Source organism: uncultured Sulfitobacter sp., from assembly GCF_947500075.1.
Lineage (GTDB): Bacteria > Pseudomonadota > Alphaproteobacteria > Rhodobacterales > Rhodobacteraceae > Sulfitobacter.
In genome coordinates this window covers 111,532-137,075 of sequence record NZ_CANMQS010000001.1, presented here as the reverse complement: position 1 = coordinate 137,075, position 25,544 = coordinate 111,532, and the positions used below count along the sequence as shown (strand labels likewise).

The 25,544-nt window shown below is 61.8% G+C and carries 26 protein-coding genes; 10 read left to right on the top strand and 16 right to left on the bottom strand.

Features of this window, described 5'->3' with window-relative positions; translation table 11 throughout:
• The first annotated feature begins 138 nt into the window (after positions 1–138).
• Positions 139–780: a uracil phosphoribosyltransferase gene (gene upp / locus Q1A91_RS00680; protein ID WP_299871351.1), complete on the top strand. Its 642-nt coding sequence runs from the start codon at positions 139–141 to the stop codon at positions 778–780.
• Between the two features lie 109 nt (positions 781–889).
• Positions 890–2,218, top strand: coding sequence for an SPOR domain-containing protein (locus tag Q1A91_RS00675; RefSeq protein ID WP_299871348.1), 1,329 nt, complete (start codon positions 890–892; stop codon positions 2,216–2,218).
• A 1-nt stretch (position 2,219) separates the two neighbouring features.
• On the opposite strand, the gene Q1A91_RS00670 is transcribed toward Q1A91_RS00675, so the two are convergent.
• Both Q1A91_RS00670 and Q1A91_RS00665 read right to left on the bottom strand, forming a co-directional pair.
• Positions 2,220–2,945: an SGNH/GDSL hydrolase family protein gene (locus Q1A91_RS00670; protein ID WP_299871345.1), complete on the bottom strand. Its 726-nt coding sequence runs from the start codon at positions 2,943–2,945 to the stop codon at positions 2,220–2,222.
• 1 nt (position 2,946) lies between these two features.
• Positions 2,947–3,963: a hypothetical protein gene (locus Q1A91_RS00665; protein ID WP_299871342.1), complete on the bottom strand. Its 1,017-nt coding sequence runs from the start codon at positions 3,961–3,963 to the stop codon at positions 2,947–2,949.
• 114 nt (positions 3,964–4,077) lie between these two features.
• On the opposite strand from Q1A91_RS00665, the gene Q1A91_RS00660 reads away from it, so the two are divergent.
• Entirely contained in the window at positions 4,078–4,545 is a 468-nt protein-coding gene (locus tag Q1A91_RS00660; protein ID WP_299871339.1) for a GNAT family N-acetyltransferase, read from the top strand.
• Here Q1A91_RS00660 and Q1A91_RS00655 read toward each other — a convergent pair.
• Positions 4,540–6,168, bottom strand: a complete 1,629-nt coding sequence (locus tag Q1A91_RS00655; RefSeq protein ID WP_299873631.1) for an AMP-binding protein — start codon at positions 6,166–6,168, stop codon at positions 4,540–4,542. The genes Q1A91_RS00660 and Q1A91_RS00655 overlap by 6 nt on opposite strands.
• A 91-nt stretch (positions 6,169–6,259) precedes the next feature.
• Here Q1A91_RS00655 and Q1A91_RS00650 point away from each other — a divergent pair, with 91 nt between their 5' ends.
• The 3 genes from Q1A91_RS00650 (at position 6,260) to Q1A91_RS00640 (ending at position 8,770) form a co-directional block, all read left to right on the top strand.
• A complete protein-coding gene (locus Q1A91_RS00650; protein WP_299871336.1) occupies positions 6,260–7,189 on the top strand; it encodes a DMT family transporter in 930 nt (309 codons plus the stop codon).
• Between the two features lie 13 nt (positions 7,190–7,202).
• Entirely contained in the window at positions 7,203–7,850 is a 648-nt protein-coding gene (locus Q1A91_RS00645) for a sulfotransferase family 2 domain-containing protein (RefSeq protein WP_299871334.1), read from the top strand.
• A gap of 296 nt (positions 7,851–8,146) precedes the next feature.
• Positions 8,147–8,770, top strand: a complete 624-nt coding sequence (locus Q1A91_RS00640; protein WP_299871331.1) for a Hint domain-containing protein — start codon at positions 8,147–8,149, stop codon at positions 8,768–8,770.
• 164 nt (positions 8,771–8,934) lie between these two features.
• Here the strand turns inward: Q1A91_RS00640 and Q1A91_RS00635 are convergent, their stop codons facing one another.
• The 9 genes from Q1A91_RS00635 to Q1A91_RS00595 all read right to left on the bottom strand — a co-directional run bounded on the left by Q1A91_RS00635 (position 8,935) and on the right by Q1A91_RS00595 (position 18,200).
• Complete coding sequence (locus Q1A91_RS00635) at positions 8,935–11,139, bottom strand: 3-hydroxyacyl-CoA dehydrogenase NAD-binding domain-containing protein (protein WP_299871328.1); 2,205 nt, start codon at positions 11,137–11,139, stop codon at positions 8,935–8,937.
• Positions 11,136–11,639 carry a hypothetical protein gene (locus tag Q1A91_RS00630; RefSeq protein WP_299871325.1) on the bottom strand — a complete coding sequence of 168 codons (504 nt, stop codon included), beginning with the start codon at positions 11,637–11,639 and terminating at the stop codon, positions 11,136–11,138. Before Q1A91_RS00630 ends, Q1A91_RS00635 begins: the two co-directional genes overlap by 4 nt.
• A 14-nt stretch (positions 11,640–11,653) precedes the next feature.
• Entirely contained in the window at positions 11,654–12,865 is a 1,212-nt protein-coding gene (locus Q1A91_RS00625; protein ID WP_299871322.1) for an acetyl-CoA C-acetyltransferase, read from the bottom strand.
• A 25-nt stretch (positions 12,866–12,890) separates the two neighbouring features.
• A complete protein-coding gene (locus Q1A91_RS00620) occupies positions 12,891–13,529 on the bottom strand; it encodes a glutathione S-transferase family protein (RefSeq protein ID WP_299871319.1) in 639 nt (212 codons plus the stop codon).
• Between the two features lie 161 nt (positions 13,530–13,690).
• Positions 13,691–14,848, bottom strand: a complete 1,158-nt coding sequence (locus Q1A91_RS00615; protein ID WP_299871316.1) for an acyl-CoA dehydrogenase family protein — start codon at positions 14,846–14,848, stop codon at positions 13,691–13,693.
• A 45-nt stretch (positions 14,849–14,893) separates the two neighbouring features.
• Complete coding sequence (locus Q1A91_RS00610; protein ID WP_299871313.1) at positions 14,894–15,106, bottom strand: hypothetical protein; 213 nt, start codon at positions 15,104–15,106, stop codon at positions 14,894–14,896.
• Positions 15,107–15,161: 55 nt separating this feature from the next.
• On the bottom strand, positions 15,162–16,943 hold the full coding sequence (locus Q1A91_RS00605; protein WP_299871310.1) for an acyl-CoA dehydrogenase C-terminal domain-containing protein: 1,782 nt from the start codon (positions 16,941–16,943) through the stop codon (positions 15,162–15,164).
• Positions 16,944–16,996: 53 nt separating this feature from the next.
• Positions 16,997–17,398, bottom strand: coding sequence for a MerR family DNA-binding transcriptional regulator (locus Q1A91_RS00600; RefSeq protein ID WP_299873628.1), 402 nt, complete (start codon positions 17,396–17,398; stop codon positions 16,997–16,999).
• A gap of 433 nt (positions 17,399–17,831) precedes the next feature.
• Positions 17,832–18,200 carry a MerR family DNA-binding transcriptional regulator gene (locus Q1A91_RS00595; protein ID WP_299871307.1) on the bottom strand — a complete coding sequence of 123 codons (369 nt, stop codon included), beginning with the start codon at positions 18,198–18,200 and terminating at the stop codon, positions 17,832–17,834.
• A gap of 118 nt (positions 18,201–18,318) precedes the next feature.
• Here Q1A91_RS00595 and Q1A91_RS00590 point away from each other — a divergent pair, with 118 nt between their 5' ends.
• Genes Q1A91_RS00590 through Q1A91_RS00580 form a run of 3 tightly spaced genes read left to right on the top strand, consistent with a single transcriptional unit; the run spans position 18,319 to position 20,586 of the window.
• Positions 18,319–18,741 carry a PaaI family thioesterase gene (locus Q1A91_RS00590; protein ID WP_299871304.1) on the top strand — a complete coding sequence of 141 codons (423 nt, stop codon included), beginning with the start codon at positions 18,319–18,321 and terminating at the stop codon, positions 18,739–18,741.
• A complete protein-coding gene (locus tag Q1A91_RS00585) occupies positions 18,738–19,250 on the top strand; it encodes a PaaI family thioesterase (RefSeq protein WP_299871301.1) in 513 nt (170 codons plus the stop codon). Before Q1A91_RS00590 ends, Q1A91_RS00585 begins: the two co-directional genes overlap by 4 nt.
• Position 19,251: 1 nt before the next feature.
• Complete coding sequence (locus Q1A91_RS00580; protein ID WP_299871299.1) at positions 19,252–20,586, top strand: MATE family efflux transporter; 1,335 nt, start codon at positions 19,252–19,254, stop codon at positions 20,584–20,586.
• A gap of 249 nt (positions 20,587–20,835) precedes the next feature.
• Here Q1A91_RS00580 and Q1A91_RS00575 read toward each other — a convergent pair whose 3' ends face one another.
• The 3 genes from Q1A91_RS00575 to Q1A91_RS00565 are packed head-to-tail and all read right to left on the bottom strand — an operon-like array spanning position 20,836 to position 22,657.
• Positions 20,836–21,882 carry a quinone-dependent dihydroorotate dehydrogenase gene (locus Q1A91_RS00575; protein WP_299871296.1) on the bottom strand — a complete coding sequence of 349 codons (1,047 nt, stop codon included), beginning with the start codon at positions 21,880–21,882 and terminating at the stop codon, positions 20,836–20,838.
• Entirely contained in the window at positions 21,879–22,310 is a 432-nt protein-coding gene (locus Q1A91_RS00570) for a DUF1330 domain-containing protein (protein ID WP_299871294.1), read from the bottom strand. The genes Q1A91_RS00575 and Q1A91_RS00570 overlap by 4 nt, the downstream gene beginning before the upstream one ends.
• On the bottom strand, positions 22,307–22,657 hold the full coding sequence (locus Q1A91_RS00565; RefSeq protein WP_299871292.1) for a DUF952 domain-containing protein: 351 nt from the start codon (positions 22,655–22,657) through the stop codon (positions 22,307–22,309). The genes Q1A91_RS00570 and Q1A91_RS00565 overlap by 4 nt, the downstream gene beginning before the upstream one ends.
• 128 nt (positions 22,658–22,785) lie before the next feature.
• On the opposite strand from Q1A91_RS00565, the gene Q1A91_RS00560 reads away from it, so the two are divergent.
• The gene (locus Q1A91_RS00560; RefSeq protein ID WP_299871290.1) at positions 22,786–24,342 is read left to right on the top strand and encodes a bifunctional UDP-sugar hydrolase/5'-nucleotidase; all 1,557 of its coding nucleotides are present in this window, start codon (positions 22,786–22,788) and stop codon (positions 24,340–24,342) included.
• A 56-nt stretch (positions 24,343–24,398) separates the two neighbouring features.
• Here the strand turns inward: Q1A91_RS00560 and Q1A91_RS00555 are convergent, their stop codons facing one another.
• A complete protein-coding gene (locus Q1A91_RS00555) occupies positions 24,399–25,430 on the bottom strand; it encodes an AraC family transcriptional regulator (protein WP_299871288.1) in 1,032 nt (343 codons plus the stop codon).
• Positions 25,431–25,544 lie beyond the last annotated feature (114 nt).

Here is a 25,544-nt window from a genome sequence, read left to right as displayed (position 1 = left end):
ATTTGATTTGGTTCATTTTGGAGTCTCTGCCTTCAAACCTCCGGGATATTTATGGAGAAAAGAGGGGGCATGTGCAGGGTGACTTGTTCTGCGGCGTGCATTGGGTCAGAACCGTGAAAGTGAATAGGGGGAACTGTGATGGCTGAGGCAAACGAACATTTGACGGTGGTGGATCATCCGCTGGTGCAGCACAAGCTGACGATCATGCGCGACAAGGGCACGCCGACGGCGGTGTTCCGGCAGTTGCTGCGGGAGATTTCGCAGCTGCTGGCCTATGAGGTGACGCGCGGGTTGCCGATGACCACCAAGCGGATCGAGACGCCGATGTGTGAGATGGATGCGCCGACGCTGGATGGCAAGAAGCTGGCGTTGATATCGATCCTGCGGGCGGGCAATGGCTTGCTGGATGGGGTGTTGGAATTGATCCCCTCGGCGCGGGTGGGGTTTGTGGGGCTGTACCGCGATGAAGAGACGTTGCAGCCGGTGCAGTATTACTACAAGGCACCGGAGGCGCTGGAGGATCGATTGGTGATTGCGGTGGATCCGATGCTGGCGACGGGGAATTCATCGGCGGCGGCGATTGATTTGCTGAAAGATGCAGGCGCCACGAACATTCGCTTTTTGTGCCTGTTGGCGGCACCTGAGGGGATTGCGCGGATGAAAGAGGCGCATCCGGATGTGCCGATTGTGACGGCGGCGGTGGACGAAAAGCTCAACGAGATTGGCTATATCGTGCCGGGATTGGGCGATGCGGGCGACCGGATGTTCGGGACCAAGTAAAGATTTCGGTGGATAACTCTGTGGATGAGCGGCGGTACGCTGGACTCGTCCGGCGGGCTTTGGCATCGTGACTACCATATGTAGAAGTCTCATTGTGTGGGGGCACGATATGAAGCTGACCAGAGTACTTGCGATAGGTGTGATAGCGGGATCGATCGGGATTGGTGCCAGTCAGGCGCAAATCCGGGAGCAGCAGCCTGCTGAATTCCCGCCGGCCTCCTACAAGGGCAAGCAGTATGTTGACAGCAAAGGCTGCGTGTTTGTGCGCGCGGGCATTGATGGCAATGTGTCGTGGATCCCGAGGGTGTCGCGCGACCGCAAGACGATCTGCGGGTTCCAGCCGTCGCTGGCGGGGGCCGGGGCGGCGGCGCCAACTCCGGCACCGGCGCCTGCAAAGCCACCGGTTCAGATCACTGTGGATCAGACGCCTGCTCAGCCTGTGGCGCCGGCGGCGGCGCCAGCCCCTGCGCCCCGTGTGACTGCGCAGGCCCCCAGACCCGCGCCCGCACCGGCCCCCCGCGTGGTGCGCAAAAAGCCCAAGCCGCAGCCCGCGCCGGTGGTGCGTCAGCCGGTTGCGGTTGCGGCGGCACCGATACCGACACCGCAGGTCCAGCCGCAGACCCGCCGCGTGGCGACAGCCTGTCCGCGCGCCTCCGCTTTGGGACAGCGATATCTGCCGGACACAGGCGTTGCTGTGCGCTGCGGCCCGCAGCAGGAGCGGATTGTGGCGGGTGATTATACGCCGCGCGCCGGGGTGAGAGAGCAGGGCACGGTTGTGACCTCCCAGACGCGGATTGTGCCGAAGCATGTTGCGATCAAGCGCCAGAACACCCGGAACGTCACGGTGCCGCAAGGGTATGAGCCTGCCTGGACCGATGATCGGTTGAACCCGCACCGGGCAGAGCAGAACCTCACCGGACGCCGGGATATGCTGTTGATCTGGACCAATACGCTGCCCCGTCGGCTGGTGGACCGGCGCACGGGCAGGGACATGACTGCCTCCATTCCGTTGGTCTATCCTTATCTGGATCTTGCAGAGCAGAGCCGCGAGATTGGCAAGGTGACAATCGTGAAACGCGACGGCAAGGTGGTGAAACGCATCAAGCGCAATGCCGTTCCTGTGACCACATCGCCGCGCACGCCGGTCTATTCGACCCGGTCCGCGCCGAAGGTGGAAGCGCCAAAGCCGAAGGTGCGCGCTGTACCCGCAGGGGCGCGGGTGGTGCAGGTGGGGACTTTTGGCAACCCGGCCAACGCCCAGCGCATGGCGCAGCGGGTGGCAAACATGGGGCTGCCTGCGCGCATCGGCAAGGTGCGGCGGAACGGCAAGACCTATATGGTGGTGCAGTCGGGGCCGTTTGCAGATGGTCAGAACACAGCGCGCGCTTTGCAAAAGCTGCGCCGTGCGGGGTTCAGCGACGCATTTGCGCGCAAGTAGCTTACAACAACGGCTGTTGTGATGTGGGCCAGTCGGAGGTGATCCGGCTGGCCATTTCTTTTGCCCAGAGGGTGTAGAGGGCTGCGGACGGATGAAAGCCGTCTTCGGCGATCAGATCGGGGTGAGGCGCCAGATCGAAGGGGACGGGGATTGCATCGGGCTGGCTGTGCAGATCAGCGGTGCGGGCAGCGTCCAGCGCTGTGGCGTGGCGGCCCAGGGTCCAGCGCAGCGGGTGTGGCAGCAGGGGGAAATGCCCCAGCGGAGGCACCCCGGTGACATAGATCAGGTGCGGGGCGTGCAGGGACCGAATGCGGGCCATCAGGGCGCGTTGGCGGCGGCGCCACGTTTGCACCGGGGTCAGGCGTGTGGTGTCGTTCACGCCAAGCACAAGGATCACAATGTCTGCGGGGGCCGTTGGTGCGCTGCGCAGGCGGGTCAGGGTGCTTTTGCTTGTTGCGCCGGTTTTGGCGCTCAGGGTCCAGTCAACGTGGTATTCTGTGCTGAGCTGTGCCGTCAGCTGGCCGATCAGGGCTTGATCCTGATGTGCGACGCCCACGCCGGCTGCGGAGCTGTCACCGATGATGCGCAGGCGCAGGGTAGGGCCGGTGCCGATGCGCCCGGATCGGGGGCCTGCGGCCTCTGGCAATTGCAGGGCGCGGGAGATGACCCAGAGTGCTTGCGCCGCCAGCAGCGGTGACAGCAGCAGGCGTGCCAAGGTCTCCTTCATGTCAGGATGGTGTGCAGATGTTTTGCAGGCGCAGCCATGTGGCGTCCGACAGCAGCGGTTCGGTCAGGCTGCCGTACATCGGGTCGCCTTCGATCAGGGGCAGGGTGGTTTCGCCGGTGATGTCCAGCGCATAGGCATAGGGGGTGCTGCGCACCTGCGCCTTTTCAAAACGCGCCAGATGCAGCGCCAGATCAGGGGCGGCGGGGGTCTGGGTCATCAGGTGCTGGGCGTAGCTGTCCAGCGCATGGGGCGCGATGTCACCGGTGGTGAGCAGGCGAAAGTTCTCGCGCAGGCCCACCACAGAGAGCATGTCGCGCAGCGGGTCGCTTGCCATGCGGTGGGCAAGTTCGGTCAGCACGTAGCCTGCGGCGACGTCGGGTTCTTCGAAATCCTCGATGACGCTGTGATCGAGCAGGATCAATCCTCCCGGCAGGTGCAGGCCGGGGCGGGTCATGTCTTCAAGCACCAGCAGCTTGCCCGCGCTCAGCCGCGTGCCGAGGCGGTTCAGGGCGGCGCGGCCTGCCTCATCATTGCAGGCGGGGCCGGAGACACGCTCGATCCGTTCCAGAAGGGCTGCACCGATGCTGGCGCGTTTGGCGGGCGGGACCACGCGCAGGGTGTGGTCCTGCATGGCCCCCGGCAGCCACAGGAGGGCGACGGCCAGCACCAGAACAATGGACGTGGCGACCCCTGCCAGACGGAGCCTGCCGGGACGGGGCCGGGTGCGGGTGATGGCGCGGCGCAGGGTTTCGATGGCCTCGATCATCTCCGCTTCGTTTTCAGGCAGCTCAAGGGTTTCGCCGGGATCGCCATCGGGATGGTAGATGGCGGGGCGGGTGCCGGGGTTGGCGCGCTCCACCGCGGCCAGCGACCAATGGGCGAGCGGCTGATCCTTGAGGTCGGTGACCGTCAGGGTGGCATCGCCCATCGACACAATCACGTCCCGACGCTGCGCATCAGGCGTCGCGCGCCAGAGGCCTGCCGCCTCGATCCGGGCGTATTTCTTGAGTGCCGTCATTGGGTGATCATCGGGTCTGCTGCGTTGTCTTTTGTTTTGTCCCTACATTACCATGCGAATGGAACGGGGCAATGGGGTCACCGGGTTTCAACCAAGGGGAGAAGTCCTGTGCAGGTGGAACGAGCGATCGCGGCAGATGTGCCTGCTTTGGCAGAAGTCTGGCATGCAGGCTGGCATGAGGGGCACGCGGCTGCTGCGCCGCCGGCGTTGGTTGCCACGCGCATCCCGGCGGAGTTTGAGGAACGGTTGGGGCGGTGGTGGCCGAACACGTTTGTGATGCGCTGTCCCGAGGGGGATGTGGCGGGGTTCTTTATCCTCAATGAAGATGAGCTCTATCAGTTTTATGTCGCTACGCGCTTTCACGGGCAGGGCGTTGCGAAGGAGATGATGGCGGCGGCGGAGGCCGCGCTGGCTCCGCGCCGGGCCTGGCTGGCTTGCGCCTTGGACAACCGGCGCGCGGCACGGTTTTATGAGAAATGCGGCTGGGTCCGGACAAGGGTAGAGCCATACGCCACCGAGAGCGCACAGGGGCCGGTGACGCTGGACATTGGTCGGTTTGAGAAAGACCTCAGCGGATCATAGGGCTTCGGCCACCTTGCGCAGCTCAAACTTCTGGATCTTGCCCGTCGAGGTTTTTGGCAGTTCCTGAAAGACCACCTGTTTGGGTGCTTTGAACCCGGCAAGCGTTTCGCGGGCGAAGGCGATCAGCGCGGCTTCATCCGCTGTCGCCCCTGCCTTGAGTTCGACAAAGGCGCAAGGCACTTCGCCCCATTTGTCGTCCGGTTTGGCCACGACAGCGGCAAGGTTCACGTCATCATGGGCCATCAGCACGCCCTCAACTTCGACGGATGAGATGTTTTCGCCGCCCGAGATGATGATGTCCTTGGCGCGGTCGGCGATCTGGATGTAGCCATCGGGGTGCTGCACGGCGATGTCGCCGGAGTGGAAATAGCCGCCCTCAAAGGCCTCAGCCGTGGCTTCGGGGTTCTTGAGGTAGCCTTTCATGACTGCGTTGCCGCGGATCATAATCTCGCCTTGGGTGGTGCCATCCATTGGGGTTTGGGTGATGGCAGCGTCGGTGACGGTGATGTCTTCCATCATCGGCATGGCAACGCCCTGACGCGCTTTGATCTGGGCGCGGGCGGCCTCATCCAGCCCGTCCCAGTCTTCGCCGCGCCAGAGGCATTCGGTGACATGGCCATAGGTTTCCGTGAGGCCGTAGACTTGTGTGACGTTGAACCCCAGTGCTTCGATCTTGGACAGGGTTGCGGGGGCGGGGGGGGCGCCGGCGGTAAAGACCTCAACCGTGTGATCAAAGCGGTGGCGTTCAGAGGCCTGCGCATTGACGATCATGTTGAGCACGATGGGCGCGCCGCCGAAATGGGTGACACGGTGGGTCTGGATCGCATCATAGATTGCCTTGGCGGTGATGTCGCGGCAGCAGACCACAGTGCCGCCCAGCACGGGCATCATCCATGTATGGTTCCAGCCGTTGCAGTGAAAGAGCGGCACGATGGTGAGGTAGACCGGGTGCAGGGTCAGCCGCCAGGACACCACGGTGCCCATGGTCATCAGATAGGCCCCCCGGTGGTGGTGCACCACGCCTTTGGGTTTGCCCGTCGTGCCGGAGGTATAGCTGAGCGCGATGCTTTCCCATTCGTCCTGCGGCATCAGCCACGCGAAAGTCTCATCCGCGCCTGCCAGCACGTCTTCGTATTGGGGATGGCGGCCGGTGGCGGGGAAGCCTGCATCCGCATCGGGGACTTCGATGATCTGGGGGGTGGGGCCGTCCATCGCGGCGACGGAGGCTTCGGCGAGGTCGATGAACTGGGTGTCCACCAGCGCGACCTTGGCCCCGCCATGTTCAAAGATGTAGCTCACTGTCGCCTGATCCAGCCGCATGTTGATGGTGTTGAGCACAGCGCCGCAGGCGGGCACGCCGAAGTGGGCTTCGGCCTGGGCGGGCAGGTTCGGGATCAGGGTTGCGACCACATCGCCGGGGGCCACGCCCATGGCGGCAAGGGCGGCTGCCAGCCGGGTGCAGCGGTCATGATACTCAGCATAGGTGACGCGGTGCGCGCCGTAGACCACGGCCAGATGATTGGGGAAGACCTTTGCGGCGCGTTGCAGATGTGACAGCGGCGTCAGCGGCACATAGTTGGCCGCACATTTGTCCAGCCCGGTTTCGTCCTGCATCCAGCCCATATCCAGCCCTCCCAAAGCGTTAATCTGGCCCGTGAGTATTGCGGGCACCGCGTGACTTTGGAAGAGTGATTTTGGAATAGGGGAATTTTTCGTGCAACAAGGACAGGTCAATCCGGGGCTGGCGGCCCTGTCGGTGCTGGGCGGCATGGCGACGCTGGGGCTGACGGATAACTTTGTGCCCTACATCTCTGAACGCGGATCGCTGTGGCAGTTCCATATGCTGCGGTCCGTGATGGCGATGGTGGTGCTGCTGGCGCTTGTGATGGTGTGGGGCGGGCGGTTGTGGCCGCGCCGGTTCTGGGCCGTTGCCGGGCGCAGCATGTTTCAGGGGGGCGCGATGTTGATTTACTTCGGCTGCCTGTCGGTGCTGCCCATCGGGGTTGTGGTGGCGGGGCTCTTTACCTCCCCTTTGTTTGTGGTGCTGATTTCGATTGTCTTTCAGGGCAAACACGTGGGCCCGGTGCGCTGGGCGGCGGTGGTGATCGGATTTGTCGGGGCGCTGATGGTGATCCGGCCGGATCCGAGTGATCTGGACCCGGTGGCGTTTCTGCCGATTGTGGCGGGGTTGCTTTATGCGATTGGCGCTGTGGCCACGCGCGCTTGGTGTGAAGGGGAAAGCACGCTGACGCTGACGGCGGGGTTTTTTGTCATGCTTGGCATCTTTGGTGCGGTGGGCGTGCTGTTGGTGAACGGCAGCGGCGCCCCCACGGGGCATTCGGGCTTTGTGCTGCGCAACTGGGGGCCGCTGGATGGGCCGATGCTGTTCTGGTTTGCAGTGCAGGCGGTTGGATCGCTGATCGGGATCGGCTTGATTTTTCGCGGCTACCAGTTGGGCGAGGCGAGCCATGTGGCGGTGTTTGAATATTCGCTGCTGGTCTTTGCCAGCTTCTGGGCCTTTGTTCTGTGGGGGCAGGGCGTGCCACCGCTGGCTTTGATGGGCATGGCGCTGATTGCCGTGGCGGGGGCCGTGATCGGGTTGCGATCAGACACGCCGGTTGCGGCAGGCCGGGTGCCGGAATGAAAGGGCGCGCGCCATGATGCTGAGCACCGGGCGGCGTTATCTGTTCATTCACATTCCGAAGACGGGCGGGACATCGCTGGCACTGGCGCTGGAAGCCCGCGCGATGAAGGACGACATCATGCTGGGAGATACGCCCAAGGCGCTGAAACGCCGTGGCCGGGTGCGGGAGGCGCAGACGCGCGGGCGGTTGTGGAAGCACAGCACGCGCGCCGATATTGAAGGTCTGGTGCCCGATGTGGTGCTGGCGGGGCTTTTCACCTTCACGATGGTGCGCAATCCATGGGACCGGGTGGTGAGCTATTATCATTGGCTCAAGGAACAGGATTTTGGCCACCCGGCTGTGACGCTGGCCAAGCGCCTGCCCTTTGACGGCTTTCTGACAGATGCGGCCTTGCAGGCGAGCCTGCGCGACTGGCCAGCGGCAAGGTATTTGCAGGACGGGCAGGGGCGTGATGCGGGCGGGTTGTGTATCCGGCTGGAGCATTTTTCCAGCGATGCGGCCCCGTTGTTTGACCATTTGGGGTTTGAGCTGACCTTGCCTGTGGTGAACCGTTCCGCGCGGGAAGAGGGCTACGGCGCGTACTATACACCTGCGCTGCGGGATGTGGTGGCGCGCTGCTGCGCTGAGGATATTGCGCGGTTTGGGTATGCCTTTGACTGAAGCGCCCCGTCCGGGGTGATTCTGCGGCAACGGCAGGATTTAACCCTTTGGCCGTAAATGAGCCGCTCTGGCTGTCTGTGCGGGCGATTTTGCCCTGCATTCATGTCTAATCCTTGTAGTTCCCGCAGAATTCTTCGCTGTATCGGCAACAATGCCCGAATTGCGCCGCAGTTCGACCAAGGCTTGGTCACGGGAATCACAGCAATTGGTCATCAGGAAATGCAACAGCGTCCCTGCCAGGGCGCATCACCATGGGGATGGTTGATATGTTTGGATGGAAGAACAAAGCGACTGAAATGAACCGCCGCACGGTTGAAATGACCGGTGCCTATGATGGTGGTCTTGGGTTGCAGACACATGGTCTGATGGCGGGCACACGGGTTGCCTCCAATCTGGGCTGGCGCGCCATAGAAGCATTGGCCGTTGGCGATCAGGTCCTGACCTTTGACAACGGCATGCAGGAGATCGTCGAGATCCGCCGCAAGGTGTTTTTCCTCGATGCCCCTGAGACAGACCGCGCCATCTGGCCTGTTACAGTGCCTGCCGGTGCCATGGGCAACCGCGAAGAGCTGACGCTGCTCGCCGATCAGGGGGTGTTGATTGAGAGCGACGCCGCTGCTGACCGTCATGGTGATCCCTTCGCCGTTTTGCCGGCGCGCTCACTGGCCGGTGTTCGCGGTATTACCCGGACCGCACCTGCCCAACAGATTGAGTTGATCGCGGTGTATTTCGCGGCTGAGGAAGTGATCTATGCCGAAGGCGGTGCGTTGATCCATTGCCCGACCCGGTCAACGCCGCTGGATGCGATGATGAATGGGGTGGTTCCGTCCTATGATGTGATGGGCGCGGAGGATGCGGCCTATCTGGCGCAGGCGCTGGTCATGGAGGACCAGATGTTTGCAGCCGCCGCGCACGTCTGAATGACCGAGAGGATGTCACCCTTTGGAGGGGGTGGCGTTCTGATCCCAAAGGGGCGCGCTTCTGGCGCGCCCTTTTTGGTGTGGGGTTCGGGATTTTCGTGCGGAGGCATGAAAAAAGGCGCCCCGGTGGGAGCGCCCTTCTGGTCGTTTCGGTTGGACGGGGATCAGGCAGCGGCCTGAGCTTCCCCTCCAAAGCGGCCATAGAACGTCTGGTTCTTGGCAGCCATTTCGCGCAGCAGGTCGGGGCATTTGAACCGCTCGCCGAATTTCGCTTCAAGCTGGTCACAACGTTCAGCGGCGTAAGGCGTGCCGATGATGTCGAGCCAGCTGAGCGGGCCACCGGACCAAGGGGCAAAGCCCCAGCCGAGGATCGCGCCCACGTCGCCTTCGCGGATGTCCATTAGAACGCCTTCCTCCAGTGCACGCACCGCTTCGAGGACCTGCACGAACACCAGGCGGTCCTGCACTTCCTGCAACTCTGGCTGCGGATCGGACAGCGGGTATTTGTCCTGCATGCCTTTCCAATACTCGGTGCGCTTGCCCTTCTCGTCGTAGTCGAAGAAGCCTGCGTTGGCCTTGCGCCCCATGCGGCCGAGGTCTTCCATCCAGAAGATCAGATCGTCGGCACCGGAGGCCGGATAGGCGTTGCCCATCGCCTTCTTGGTGGCACGTGCGATTTTTGCACCCAGATCGATGGAGGTTTCATCGGTCAGCTGGATTGGCCCCACAGGGAAGCCCAGCATTGAAGCCGCATTGTCCACGAACCACGGTGCGACCCCTTCGGTGATCATCCGCGCGCCTTCGTTGACGTAAGGGATGATGCAGCGGTTGGCGTAGAAGAAGCGCGCGTCGTTGACCACGATGGGCGTCTTGCGGATCTGGCGGACGTAATCTAGCGCCTTGGCCGTCGCACGATCCCCGGTTTCCTTGCCGCGGATGATTTCCACCAGCGCCATCCGCTCCACGGGGGAGAAGAAGTGGATGCCGATGAACTGCTCGGCCCGCACCGACGCCTTGGCCAGATCGGAGATCGGCAGGGTGGAGGTGTTGGAGGCGAAGATGCAGTCTTCGGGGATGATCGCCTCGACCTTTTTGGTCATGTCGGCTTTGACTTCGGGGTCTTCGAACACCGCTTCGATGATCAGGTCACAGCCTTTGAGGGCATCCAGATCGGGCGTGGCGTTGATCAGACCCAGCGCCTTTTCCTTCTTCTCCTCGGTGGATTTGCGGCGCGCGATGCCTTTGTCGAAGTAGCTGGCGGCATAGGCCTTGCCCTTGTCAGCCGCTTCCTGATCGCGGTCGATCAGCACCACTTCCATGCCTGCCTGCGCGGACACAAGCGCGATGCCCGCGCCCATCATACCGGCACCCAGCACGCCCAGCTTCTTGACGCTTTGATCAGCGATGCCCTCGGGGCGCACAGCGCCCTTTTCCAGGGCTTCCTTGTTGATGAACAAGGACCGGATCATCGCAGAAGAGGAGGGGTTCATCAGCACGGAGGTGAACCAGCGCGCTTCGACTTTGAGGGCAGTATCGAAAGGCACAAGCGCGCCTTCGTAGACGGCTGACAGCAGGGCTTTGGCGGCAGGGTAGACGCCTTTGGTCTTGCCGTTGACCATGGCGGAGGCCCCCACGAAGGTCATGAAGCCCGCGGGATGATACGGCGCGCCGCCGGGCATTTTGTAGCCCTTGGCGTCCCATGGTTTCACGAGGTCCGCGTCCTTGGCGTTCAGCACCCAGTCGCGGGCGGCGGCCATTGGATCGTCGGAGACTTCGTCGATGATGCCCGCTTTGACGGCGGCTTCAGGGGCCAGCAGCTTGCCTTCCAGCAGCAGCGGAGAGGCGGCCATCGCGCCCAGTTTACGTGCAAGACGTGTCGTGCCGCCGGCACCGGGGAAAATACCAACGAGGATTTCCGGCAGGCCGATGCGCGCCTTGGGGTTGTTGGCGGCAAAGATGCGGTGCGTGGCCAGTGGCAATTCCAGACCGATGCCTGCGGCGGTGCCGGGCAGGACGGCGGCGATAGGCTTGCCGCCCTTCAGTGTCTTGGGGTCCATGCCCGCGCGTTCGATCTTGCGCAGCATGTGGTGCATTTGCATCGTACCTTCAAAGAGGCCCTTGGCCGGATCATCGCCCGCGTCGGCTTTCATCTTGGCCAGCAGGTTCAGGTCCATGCCACCGGCGAAAGAGCCTTCCTTGCCGGAGGTGATGATGATGGCTTTGATGGCGTCATCGGCCAGCGCACTGTCGATGCAGTCGTTCAGTTCGGTCAGGCCCTCAAAGGACATGACGTTCATGGATTTGCCAGCAACATCCCACGTGATTGTGGCGATGCCGTCGGCGTCGGTGGTCATGGTGAAGTCGGTCATTTCGGTTTCCTTTCCGAATGTATGTGCAGCTCTGGTGCTGGCATATTGTCGGGTGTTTCGGTGACAATGCAGAACTTGCCCGCTTTGTTTATGATCGCGTTCGAGGAATGGGTTTCGACCCAATTGCCTTCTTGTGTCCGCACGAAGCGCATGCGGTTGTGATAGGGGGCCATGATCCGTTCGCCATGGCGCATTTTGTGGCTGACATGCGTGCCGACAATCTCATCCGGGGTCACGAAAACGGCCTCTTGTGCAAGGCGGATCACGTCAGTGATCCCTTCGGCCTTGAGGCTGGCATGTAAATCATCAAAGAGTTTCCGGGAGTGTTCTCGGGTCGCAATGTTGAAGGTATCACTGGATGTGACGACCTGATGCGGAAAGGCGAGGCGGGCGGCAAAGGGTTCAAAATCCCCACTGAGCAAGGCCTGGGTCATGCTATCAAGATGCTCCTGATAGATCGCCAGTGCCTGCTCGTCTGTGTGGTCTTTGTCAGCTCTCACGCCGCCGGCTCCTGTTACACCCGCTCGATGATCGTGGCGGCACCCATGCCGGAGGCGATGCACAGTGTCGCGAGGCCCACTTCCTTGTCCGCGCGCTCCAGTTCATCCAGCAAGGTTCCGATGATGATGGCACCGGTCGCGCCCAGCGGGTGACCCATCGCGATGGAGCCGCCGTTGACGTTGACCTTTGCTTCATCCACTTCGAAGGCCTGCATGAAGCGCATGACGACCGAGGCGAAGGCCTCGTTGACCTCGAACAGATCAATGTCGTCGATGGTCATGCCGTTGTCCGCGAGGATCTTTTCGGTCACGGGCACGGGGCCTGTCAGCATGATGGTCGGATCGGTGCCGATTTTCGCGGTGGCGCGGATGCGGGCGCGGGGTTTGAGGCCGTGTTTTTCGCCGAATTCCTTATTGCCGATCAGAACAGCCGCCGCACCATCCACGATACCCGAGGAGTTCCCGGCATGGTGGATGTGGTTGATCTTCTCAAGGTGCGGGTATTTCATCAGCGCGATCTTGTCGAAGCCGGGCATGACTTCCCCCATCGCCTGGAAGGCGGGGTTCAGGGCGCCGAGGCTCTGCATGTCGGTCTGGGGGCGCATGTACTCGTCGTGAGACAGGATTTCGAGGCCGTTCTGGTCACGCACGGTAATGACGGAACCGTTGAACCGACCCTCTTCCCAGGCTTTCGCGGCGCGCTGCTGGGATTGCACGGCGAGGCGGTCGGCCTCATCCCGTGTGAAGCCATACTCGGTGGCGATGATGTCGGCGGAGATGCCTTGCGGGACGAAGTATTGCTCCATTGCGATGGACGGATCGACAGCAATCGCTGCCCCGTCGCTGCCCATGGCCACGCGGCCCATCATTTCCACACCGCCTGCGATATAGGCATCACCCGCGCCGCCTTTGACCTGGTTGGCGGCAAGGTTCACGGCTTCCATGCCGGAGGCGCAGAAGCGGTTGATGGCGAGGCCGGGAATGCGTTCATCCAGATCGGACGCCAGCACGGCGGAGCGGGCAAGGCAGCCGCCTTGCTCCATCACCTGGGTGACATTGCCCCAGATCACGTCTTCGACGGCGTGGCCTTCGAGGTTGTTGCGTTCCTTGACGGCATTGAGTGTCTGTGCCGACAGGCGCAGGGCGGTGACTTCGTGCAAGGAGCCGTCCTTGCGGCCCTTGCCGCGCGGGGTGCGCAGGGCGTCGTAGATATAGGCTTCGGTCATGGGGATACTCCGGTGTTTTTATGGGTCAGGCGCGGTCCGCAGGGGAGCCGGGCATCAGGTCATAGGGGGCTTTCCAGCCCGGTGTTTCGGACAGGCGGGTGAGCCATGCGTCGATGTTTGGCCAGTCGGTACGGTCAAAGCCGAAGGGTTCGGGGTAGTAGAGGTATCCACAGCATGACAGGTCAGCGTTTGTGATGCCGTCACCCACGATCCAGTCGCGGCCTTCAAGGTGGTCGTTCAGCACCGCATAGGCGGCCTTGAGGCGGCCCTGGTTGAAACCAATGACTTCCGCGGGGCGTTTGTCTGCGGGCAGGAAGTTCATCAAAAAGCGCGTGACACCGGCCATGGAGGAGAGCTTGTGATTGTCCCACAGCACCCAGCGCAGAATCTCCCTGCGCTCCTCGGCGTTCTTGCCGCCAAAGCGGCCAGACTTCTCGGCCACGTAGTCCTGAATGACGCCCGATTGCGTCAAACGCAGGTCGCCGTCGATCATCACAGGCGCTTCGCCCATCGCGTTGACCTCTGCGCGGTATTCCGGCGTGCGGGTCTCCCCGCCGAAGAAGTCGACCTTTACCGCCTCCCAATCGAGGCCGGACAGTTCCAATGCCAGCGCCGCTTTGTAGGCGTTGCCGGATTCGCCGAAGCAATGGAGTTTGATGGTCATGGGTTTCTCCCGTTGTTTGCGTTGCTGGCGGGCAAGCCCGCCGTGAGTTTATGGGCCAAATGAAGCCGATGGCGGTGCGCGCCACATCGGGGGAAGGGCGCGGGGTCCGGTCTTCATTTGGCTCTTAAACTCATATTCCTGCCGTGCCCTGCGCACCCCGGTCAGAGGGTGCGTCCGATCAGTTCCTTCATGATTTCATTCGTGCCACCGTAGATGCGCTGAACGCGGGCGTCCGTCCACATTTCCCCCACGGCATATTCCTGCATGAAGCCGTAACCGCCGTGCATTTGCAGGCAGACGTCGAGGACTTCGCCCTGGGTGTCGGTCAACCAGTATTTCTGCATGGCCGCTTTTTCGACTGTCAGTTCACCGCGCAGGTGGTCGGCGATGCATTCATCCAGGAAGGCGCGCGCGACGGCGGTTTTTGTTTTGCATTCAGCCAGTTGGAAACGGGTGTTCTGGAATTGGGTGAGCGGGCCGCCGAAGGCTTCGCGTTCCTTGCAGTAGGCGATGGTGCGCGCGACCGCGCCTTCCATGGCACCGACCGCACCGCAGCCGATGATCAGGCGCTCCTGTGGCAGTTGCTCCATCATCTGGTAGAAGCCTCTGCCTTCTTCCTGACCGAGGATGTTTTCGGGCGGGATTTCGACGTTGTCGAAAAAGAGCTCAGACGTATCACCCGCGTGCAGGCCGATCTTTTCGAGGTTGCGCCCGCGCTGGAAGCCTTCGGCCCCGTCGGTTTCGACGATGACCAGCGAGACGCCCTTGGCCCCTTCGGTGGGGTCTGTTTTTGCCGCGACAATGATCAGGTTGGCATGCTGGCCGTTGGTGATGAAGGTTTTCTGCCCCGACAGGCGGTAGGCGTTGCCTTCGCGGATGGCCTTGGTCTTGATCCGCTGCACGTCTGACCCGGTGGAGGGTTCGGACATCGCCAGTGCGCCGACCAGTTCACCGGTGATCATCTTGGGAAGCCAGCGTTTTTTCTGCTCTTCGGTGCCGTAGGCGAGGACGTAGTGCGCGACGATACCGGAATGGATGCCGTGGCCCCAGCTTGCAAGGTTCGCGCGGGAGCCTTCGATCAGGATCGCCGCTTCGTGACCGAAATCACCGCCCGCACCGCCGTATTCTTCTGGCACGGAGGGGCAGAGCAGGCCCAATTCGCCCGCTTCATTCCACGTCTCGCGGTCCATCATGCCTTGCTTGCGCCATTTCTCGAACTTGGGCGCCCATTCATTGTTGATGAAAGAAGCTGTCATGTCCGCGATCATGCGGTGCTCTTCTGTCATCCAGGTGGAGTGGGTTTGGTGTGCGTCTTTCATGGGGTCAGTCCTTTGACTTGGATGGCAGGGAGAAGACTGCGTGCATCATCTTTTTCTGTCTTCAAGTTCAGAGTTAAACAACCGCAATCGCGCGATCAGGTTCTCTTCGTTCATCACGGAGTTGAAGTTCTCAAACAGAAACGACAGCGCCTCTCCTTCGTCCAGCCCTGCGTCGGCGCTGAATTTCTTTAAACGGCGATAACCGTCCTCGGTCATCGCGATGTTGACGCGGCGGGTCAGGCGAAAGCGTTTGGGCAAGAGGTCTCTCCGCGAAAGGGGAAAGGGGGCAGGTTTGCACCCGCCCCCTGCAAGATCAGAAGTTCGCAACATCCAGCGCCATCACCGTGTCTGCACCCGACTGGATGCGCGACAGGTGCAGAGCGGTCGCTGGCAGTTGGCGCGCCATGTAGTAGCGGCCGGTGTGCAGCTTGGTTTCATAGAACGCCGGATCACCGGTGCCTTCGGCAAGCGCCTTTTTGGACGCCAGACCCATCTTGGCCCACATCAGACCCAGGCAAACATGGCCGAACATGTGCATGAAGTCGTTGGAGCCTGACAGCGCGTGGTTGGGGTTCTTCATGCCGTTCTGCATGAAGTACATGCCTGCGGCTTGCAGGTCCTTGGAAGCGGCTTTCAGCGGCTCAATGAAATCCTTGTCGAATTCCGCGTCCTGACCGGCGTTCTCCTTGGCGAAGTTCTTCACGATGTCAAAGAAAGCCATCACGTGTTTGCCGCCATCCAGCGCAAGCTTGCGGCCCACCAGGTCGAGCGCCTGAACGCCGTTTGCCCCTTCGTAGATCATCGCAATCCGCGCATCGCGGGTGAACTGGGACATGCCCCATTCCTCGATATAGCCGTGACCGCCATAAAGCTGCTGGGCCTTGACGGTCATGTCGTAGCCCTGATCGGTCAGGAAGCCTTTGATGACGGGGGTCATCAGCGACACCAGACCGTCGGCGTCCTTGTCCCCCTTGCGGTGGGCCGCGTCGATCAGCGTGGCACCCCAGAGGATGAACGCGCGGGCGCCTTCGGCAAAAGACTTCTGATCCATCAGGGAGCGGCGCACGTCGGGGTGCACGATCAGCGGATCGGCAGGTTTGTCGGGGGCTTCGACACCGGTTACGGCACGGCCCTGAAGGCGGTCCTTGCAGTATTCCAGTGCGTTTTGGTAGGCGACTTCGGCCTGTGACAGGCCTTGCATGCCCACACCCAGACGCGCTTCGTTCATCATGGTGAACATGGCGCGCATGCCTTTGTGTTCGGTCCCCAGCAGGAAGCCGGTGGCCTCGTCGTAGTTCATCACGCAGGTGGAGTTGCCGTGGATGCCCATCTTCTCCTCGATGGAGCCGACGGAGACGCCGTTACGCTCACCCAGAGAGCCGTCATCGTTGACCATGAACTTGGGCACGATAAACAGCGACACGCCGGCGATGCCTTCGGGGCCGCCTTCGATCTTGGCGAGCACCAGATGAATGATGTTGTCCGACATGTCATGTTCACCAGCGGAGATGAAGATCTTCTGCCCGGTGATCTTGTAGGAGCCGTCCGCCTGCGGGGCCGCCTTGGTGCGCATCAGGCCCAGATCAGTGCCGCAGTGTGGCTCCGTCAGGTTCATGGTGCCGGTCCAGTCGCAGGAAACCATCTTGGGCAGATAGGTGTCCTTCTGGCTTTCCGTGCCGTGTGCAAGGATGGCAGAGGCCGCACCGTGGGTCAGGCCCTGATACATTGTGAACGCCTGGTTCGCACCGGAGAAGAATTCACCGACAGCAGAGCCAATGACCACAGGCATGTTCTGCCCGCCGTATTCCTCAGGCATATCCAGCCCGGTCCATCCGCCTTCTTTCACCTGCTCGAAGGCTTCCTTGAAACCCTTGGGGGTATAGACCACACCATTTTCCAGACGGCAGCCTTCCTTGTCGCCCACCACGTTCAGAGGGGCGATGACTTCTGAGGTCAGCTTGCCTGCTTCCTCCAGCACCGCGGAGGTGAAATCAGGCTCCAGATCGCTGTAGCCGGGAATGTCTGACTGGCTGATGTTGAGGACGTCATGCAGGACAAACTGCATGTCTTTGGTGGGGGCGGTGTAGGATGGCATTTCTGGTTGTCTCCCTAAGATCGTATGTGTCGTCGTATCGCTGTGTCTTGTCGTTATTCTGCGGCTGCGCGGGTCTGGCCGAGCGAGGCCATCATCTTTTCACCCCATTTGAGCTGGTCTTTGAGATCATCGATCGCGCTTGTCAGCTCAACGCGCTGTGCTTCGAGCATTGCAAGGCGTTCGCAGGCAATCTCATAGGCGCGGGAGATCTGGGTGCTCTGCTCCTGACCTTTCTTGTAGAGGTTCAGCAATTGGCGAATTTCCTCAAGGCTGAAGCCGAAGCGCTTGCCGCGCAGGATGAGTTTGAGCCGTGCGCGATCGCGTTTTGTGAACAGGCGCTTTTGTCCTTCACGGATCGGGAACAGCAGTTCTTTGGCTTCGTAGAAACGAAGGGTGCGCGGGGTCACGTCAAATGCATCGCACATCTGGCGGATCGTCATGGTGTCAGTGCTCATCATAGCAAATCCCATCATCTGGATATTTGTTGCGTTTTGAATTGCACTGGACTTGGTTCCTTTTCCGGTTTCATACAACAGGGTATCTGATTGACGTAACAGGGACGTCACGTCACTTTTTAGGTTTACGCAAGGTGAATTAAGGTAAACCGTAGAAACGCCGGGATTTCTTGCAAGTCGGGGGGAAACACGGTGATTTTGCATCAGTTTGGGGTGCATTCAACGGGTAGGCGAAAAAAGCGGCAAAAAACAGCGAAAATGCGCCAGCCCGTGTCGGGGTCAGGTTTGGTGATCTCTGTCGTTTGTCGGGAATCAGGGCCTGTGGATGGTGCGGTTCTTCATGCAAAGAAGGCGTTTGGGACTACCTGTCAGGTCCGGCTTGGGTGAGTGAACACAACGCTATTGAATGGGTCTTCCATTGCCCAAAATGCGTTCAATCAAGCGCGGCGGCCGTTTCATCGCGCAGATGTTTGAGTTCTTCCATGGCTTCATCCAACTGCTTGCGCTGGTCGGCGAGCTCTTTCAACTGCCGGTCTGCCATTTCGACCCAGACGCGCATCTGGGGTTCTGTGCCCTCTTTTTCATACATCAACAGCCACTGGCGGATGTCTTCGAGCGCAAAGCCAAACTTGCGGCCGCGCAGAATCAGCTTCATGCGGGCCTGTTCACGGGGGCCATAGTGGCGCGCCCGGCCATCGCGGTCAGGGTGAAGGAGTTCGATGTATTCGTAATACCGCAGCGTGCGCGGGGTAACGTCGAATGCCGCGCACATTTCTTTGAAGTTGAGTGTGCTGTCGGCCATGCGGTCCTCCCTTCCACGTGGGATAGAAGGGTAAGTCGATCATTCACGAAGAGCAATGGGCGGCTTGCCCTTTGTCGGTGGCCCCTCAATAAAGGGGCAAACCTGAGGATCTCGTTTTATGGCTGACAAGAACACTGCGGCGCACCGTTTCATTGATGCGCTTCCCCATGCCCGCGCTTTGGGCATGCATGTTGAGACCATGCGCGACGGGGAGGTATCGCTGTCCATGCCCTATGCCGATCATCTGGTGGGTGATCCGCGCACTGGGGTGGTACATGGCGGCGCGGTGTCGGCGCTGATGGATACCTGTTGCGGTGCGGCGGTGATGACCCACCCCAAGAACACGGGCAGCACCGCCACGATTGATCTGCGGATCGAGTATCTGCGCGCCGCCACCCCCGGCCAGACGATTATCGCCAAGGCGAGTTGTTATCACGTGACCCGCTCGGTCGCCTTTGTGCGGGCCACAGCGATGGACGCAGATGAGGACAATCCGGTTGCCATGGCCACGGGCACTTTCACGGTGGAGGGCAAGGCATGAGCGCGCGCCGCCCTGTGGAGCCTGTGCAGGTCATCAAGCAGCGCCGTGACGCGGTGTTGCGCGCGATGGTGGATGGGGTGCCGTACATCCAGTTCCTGGGCATCCAGTTTGAGCGGCGGGGCGATGAGCTGACCGCTGTGCTGCCCTATAAGGAAGAGCTCATTGGCAATCCGCTGCTGCCCGCGCTGCATGGCGGTGCCACGGCGGCCTTTCTTGAGGTGACGGCGATCATGACGCTGAACTGGCGGATCATCTGGGAAGACATGGAAAGCGGCGCGTTGGACGGGGCGGACACCGACCCGGAAATGCTGCCGCGTTTGCCCAAGACGATTGACTTCACCGTTGATTACCTCCGCTCCGGCCTGCCACGCGATGCCTATGCGCGGGCGCGGATCAACCGCTCTGGCCGGCGGTATGCCTCGGTGCATGTGGAAGGCTGGCAGGACAACCGGGCGCGGCTTTATGCGCAGGCAACGGGTCATTTCCTGATGCCCACCCGCGACAAGTAGCATGAAACCGACAGCCGCAGAGGTCGATCACGCGCGGGAGGTTGTCACCCACCGCCGGGTTCTGAACATCGCGTTGCCGATTGTTGTCTCCAACGCCACGGTACCGATCCTGGGGGCGGTGGACACGGGCGTTGTGGGCCAGATGGGGCTTGCGGCCCCTATCGGGGCTGTGGGTATTGGCGCGATCATTGTCTCCGCGGTCTACTGGATGTTCGGCTTCTTGCGCATGGGCACCGTCGGGCTGACCGCGCAGGCGGCGGGGGAAGGGGACAGCGACGAAGTCGCGGCCTTGTTGACCCGCGGGCTGCTGATCGGGGGGATTGGCGGCGTGCTGGTGGTCGCGTTGCAGATGCCCATATTCTGGGCGGCGTTCGCGGTGGCGCCTGCCTCTGCCGAGGTGGAGGCTTTGGCGCAGCAATACATGTCGATCCGCATCTGGTCGGCACCTGCGGCCATATCGCTCTATGCCATCACCGGCTGGCTGATCGCGCAGGAGCGCACCCGCGCGGTGCTGGTGTTGCAGGTCTGGATGAACGGGCTGAACATGGTGCTGGATATCTGGTTTGTGCTGGGCCTTGGCTGGGGCGTGGGCGGCGTGGCGATTGCCACGTTCATTGCGGAGTGGTCGGGGCTGCTGCTGGGGCTGTGGTTTTGCCGCGCGGTGTTCGGGGGCGTGGCGTGGCGGGTCTGGAGCCGGGTGTTTGACGGCCTGCGTTGGCTGCGGATGTTCCGGCTGAACCGGGATATTCTGATCCGGTCCTTGTTGTTGGAGGCGATCTTTGTGTCGTTCCTGTTCATGGGATCGGGGCTGGGGGATGTGACCCTGGCGGCCAATCAGGTGCTGTTGCAGTTTCTGATGATCACGGCACATGGGCTGGACGGTTTTGCCTTTTCGGCGGAGGCGTTGGTGGGCAAGGCCGTGGGCGCGCGGCAGCGCGCGGTTCTGCGGCGCGGGGCGCTGCTGACGTCGTTCTGGGGGCTGGTGGTCAGTGGCGTGCTGGTGCTGGTCTTCGCCTTTGGCGGTGGCGCGATCATTGATCTGATGGTCAAGGCGCCTGAGGTGCAGGAGGCGGCGCGGGACTATCTGCCTTATATGGTGCTGGTGCCGCTGGTCGGGCTGCCGCCGTTTATGCTGGACGGGATTTTCATCGGGGCCACACGGTCTGCGGATATGCGCAACATGATGGTGGTGTCCTTTGTTGTGTATGTGGTGGCGGCTTTGGTGTTGGTGCCGACGCTGGGCAATCACGGGTTGTGGTTGGCGATGCTGATTTCGTTTGTGGCGCGCGGGGTGACCCTGGGGATGCGGTATCCGGCTTTGGAGCGCGATGTATGATCCCGTGGCGCAGTGATCTGATTGAGCGGCTGCGCCGCATTACATTTTTTGTTTTGGCGCTTCAGGCTCACCATCCCAGAAGGGCCGGCCCCGCCTTTGCGTGATCCCTGTCATGACGGAAGGCTGTCGGCTTCCCAAGAGGAATAGCCGTCTCCCGCAAGCGGGGCCCTCGGCGATTCATCTTGGCAACCCGCCATCCTTCCGTCCTGCCTGTGCTCAAGCAAAGGCGGCTCCAGCCCAGAGGGAAGGTCAGATCCAATCCTGCGTCCGGGTGCCCATAGCGTCGGCAATTGTGGTGTGGCCGTCGCGGGCCATCAGGTTTTCGAGCCCGGACAGGATTTCAGGCACCAGAGACAGGCCGCCATAGACAAGCGCGGTGTAGAGTTGCAAGGCCGAGGCGCCTGCGCAGATCTTGTCATAGGCATCTTGCGCGGTGCTGATCCCGCCAACGCCGATGAGCGGCAGGTTGGTCAGGGTGGAGAGCCGCGCCAGCACGCGGGTGGATTTCTCAAACAACGGTTTGCCTGCAAGGCCGCCCGCCTCGCCCTTGTGGCGCGAGCGCAGGCCGTCGCGGTCAAGGGTCGTGTTGGTGGTGATGATCGCGGCCACGCCCGAGGTGTTGGCGACATCTGCCACATCGGCAAGTTCCGCATCACTCAGGTCAGGGGAGATTTTCAGAAACACCGGCGTGTTCCCGCGCACGGCCATGACCCCTTCGAGCAGCCCTGACAGCGCCGCCTTTCCCTGCAAATCGCGCAGCTTTTCCGTGTTGGGGGAGGAGACATTGACGGTTGCGAAATCCACGTGATCTCGGGCGGCTTCCATTACAGCCGCGAAATCCGCAGCCCGGTCGGTGCTGGTTTTGTTGGCCCCAAGGTTCAGCCCCACGGGGACGGTCCCGCGTTTATGCGCCGCCAACCGTGTGCAGATCGCCGCTGCACCGTCATTGTTGAACCCGAAACGGTTGATTGATGCCGCATCCTCGCGCAGCCGGAACAGGCGCGGCCGGGGGTTGCCGGGTTGGGGCAGGGGCGTGGCGGCACCGACCTCAACGAAGCCGAACCCGGCGCGGGTCAGGGGGGCGATGGCCGTGGCGTTTTTGTCAAAACCAGCGGCAAGACCCAATGGATTGGGCAGGGCAAGTCCCGCCAATGTTGTTTTCAATCGCTCAGAGGTGACCGGGCCGGGTGTCGGTGTCAGCCCCATCTGCAAGGCACGGATCGCCAGACCATGGGCGCGCTCGGGGTCGATCTGGCGCAGGGCGGTCAGGCCCAGACGCTCCATCAGCGCGTTCATCCGAAGGCCGCTCCGGGTGCGTTGCCTTTGGTGCGGATCAGGCGCGAGGTGCGCACGGCGGCCTGGCGGTGCACAACGGCATTTTGGTAGTCGGGATCGGTGACCATCGCGAGGAAAGCGCGGGCGTTGGGATAGCGCGCGATGAACATTGCGTCCCACGCTTCATCCGCCGGGCCGATGAGGGTGCATTCAAATCCTGCGCGCCAGATGATCTCTCCGCCGACGCGCTGGAGGATGGTGGCGGTCTGCGCGCCGTAGGACGCATAGGCCTGTGTGCCTGTCAGCCCGTCGCGGGCAAGTTCGTGATCGCCGGGGTAATTGGCCAGATCGTTGAAGGCGACAAGGTTGAGCATTTCAATTGGCGTGTCGCGGTCCAGCGCCTTGAAGGCTTCAAACTGTGCGCGGTCGGGGTCGATGTAGCCGGTCACGTGCTGGCCTCTTCCAGACCAGGGGGAAACTGGTGCACACCGTCCTGCACCGGCAGGGGTTGGGCCCAGGCGACATCGTCGAGCTTGAGCTTGGCGTAAAGGTGCGGGAATTCGGCACCACCACGGGAAACTTCCCACTTCAGCGCCTCCCCAAGGCGGTCAATGTCGACCGCAACCAGCATCAGGTCGTCCGCACCCCCGAAATGCTTGGCCGCTGTTTCCGCCGCCTGCGTCGCGGTTGAGAAATGCACGTAGCCATCGGCCAGATCAATCGGCGCGCCGTCGGTTTCCCCGTCTTTGCGCAAGGCAGCCCATTCGGGGCCGCGAAGGATTTTGTATATCAGCATGGGGCGTGTGATGCCTGCGGATTGGGCAGGGGTCAAGAACCGATCAGTTGCCGCAACATCCGCTTTGACTCCACGTGCACAGCGCGCCACCATGCAGCATCAGATAAAACCAACGGGAGCCCCAAGACATGAAACACTTCATGACAGCAACCGCCGCCCTTGCCCTGAGCGCAGGCATGGCCGCCGCCGAGTACAAGCTGACGATCCTGCACACCAACGATTTCCACGCCCGATTTGAGCCGATCAGCAAATACGACGGCCCCTGTTCTGCCGAGGATAACGGGGAAGGCAAGTGTTTCGGTGGCTCCGGTCGTCTTGTGACCGCCATCGCCGATGCACGGGCCAAGACCAACAACGCCATCCTCGTGGATGGCGGAGACCAGTTTCAGGGCACACTGTTCTACACCTATTACAAAGGTAAGCTCGCCGCTGAGATGATGAACAAGATGGGCTATGATGCGATGACTGTGGGCAACCACGAATTCGACGATGGTCCAGAGGTGCTGGCAGGCTTCATGTCTGCGGTTGATTTTCCGGTGCTGATGTCCAACGCCGATGTCTCTGCCGAGCCGCTGCTGGCGGATACATTGGCCAAATCCACTGTGATCGAGCGGGGCGGTGAAAAGCTGGGGCTCATTGGCCTCACGCCGGAAGACACGGATGAGCTGGCCTCTCCGGGGGACAACATCACGTTCTCCGATCCGGTTGCTGCTGTGCAGGGGGAGGTCGACAAGCTGACCGCAGAGGGCGTGAACAAGATCATCGTCCTCAGCCACTCTGGCTACGGCGTGGACCAGCGGGTTGCGGCTGAGACGACGGGCGTTGATGTGATCGTCGGGGGCCACTCCAACACGCTGTTGAGCAACACCAATGACCGCGCGTCAGGGCCCTATCCGACCATGGTCGGGAATACAGCCATTGTGCAGGCTTATGCCTACGGCAAGTTCCTGGGCGCGCTGGATGTTACATTTGACGACGCGGGCAACATCACCGCCGCCACCGGGGAGCCGATGGTGCTGGATGCGGCAGTGACCGAAGACGCAGGCACCGTGGCGCGGATTGCCGAAGCGGCGAAACCGCTGGAGGAAATCCGCTCCAAGGTTGTCACCTCCATCGAAGAGCCGCTGGGCGGTGACCGCGCGGTTTGCCGGGCGCAGGAGTGTTCCATGGGCACGCTGATTGCCGACGCGATGCTGGCACGGGTGGCCGATCAGGGCATTCAGGTCGCGATCCAGAACGGGGGCGGCATCCGTGCCTCCATTGATGCGGGCGAAGTGACCATGGGTGAAGTCCTGACGGTGCTGCCGTTTCAGAACACGCTGTCGACCTTTCAGGTGACAGGTGAGGTGCTGGTCGCGGCGCTTGAGAATGGTGTGAGCCAGGTGGAAGAAGGTGCGGGCCGCTTCCCGCAGGTTGCGGGCATGACATTTGCCTTTGACGCTTCCGCCGACGCGGGCAGCCGGGTCAGTGATGTGATGGTGGGTGGTGCGCCCATTGAGATGGACAAGGTCTATGGCGTGGTGAGCAACAATTACGTGCGCAACGGCGGCGACGGGTATGCCATGTTCAAGACCGCGCAGAACGCGTACGACTTCGGTCCTGATCTGGCGGATGTGACGGCGGAGTATCTGGCAGACAATGCGCCCTACAAACCGTTTACGGATGGTCGTATCACCGTCAAGTAATCCCTTTCGTTATCAGGGTTCAGAGGGCGCTGCCGCCGGGCAGCGCCCTTTTCATGTCAGTCCCAATCTGTGTCCGACGTGCGGTATTGCGCAGGGGACATGCCATAAACCCGCGTGAATTCACGATAGAAGTTGGAGCGGGTCAGGAACCCGGACTGCGCCATGATCCGGGCCACGCTGTCATCGGTGCCGCGCAACAGATCCGCGGCATGCGCCAGACGGAAACCGTTCACGAATTGCGAGACGTTGATGCCTTCCACCTGATTGATCGCCACCGATAGCTTGCGTTCGGGCAGTTGCATCCGCCGGGCGAGGCGCTGTACCGACAGGTCGGGATCGAGGTAGAGTTGCGTGCGGGTCAGCAGCACGCGGGCGTCCTGGACCACCGCTGCGCTGTCGTCTTCCGGTGCAGGTTCCGGTGGGCGGGCGGTGGCCACGGGACGGGCGGCCATCAGGCCGGGCAGGCTCACCAGTGTGATCAACAGCACCCCGATCAGCACCACCGATCCATAGGAGATCATCACTGCCGCCTGCGTGCCTTGCCCCACTGCAAAGCTGAGCGCGATGGCGGTGTCCATCAGCATGATCACCGCCAGAAGCCCCGCCGCCGACACCATCCACCGCGTCACATGGGGCGCGATGTCGAGCCGGGCATGGATCAGGTGATCCGGCCCCCGGCGCCACAGCAGGATCATCAGGACAAGATAAACCAGATAGCTGCCCATGATCGCGCCATCCTTGGCGGTCAGGCTGACAAGGGGCAGAACCACCACCACGTTCACGGCGACCGCAGCCCCCAGATGCCCCAACATCGCCCGGCGCAGAGCGGGCCCTTCCAATGCAAGGCTGAGAAATCCTAGATACATCAGCGGCCCGACAAAAAGCGGCAGCATCCCCTGAAGCCCGATTAGCCTGTCAAAGCCATAGCCGAACCGCAAACCCACCAGCACCGCCTCGACCGCGAAGACCGCGAAGAGGGCGGCAAAGAATCGTCCTGCCGCTGGCCGCCCCAGATCCAGCCGCAGCATCAATACCGCAACCGCCAGACACAGCAGTGCGGACAGCATTGGCAGCGGAATACTGGTCATTTGCTGTCCCAATCTGTCCTCCTTTGCGCATGGGATGTCCTCGAACGTGATGCAGGACAGGTTTGGACGGCTCAAGTCATTGTTTGGATTGAGATCATAGCCGAGATCAATGTC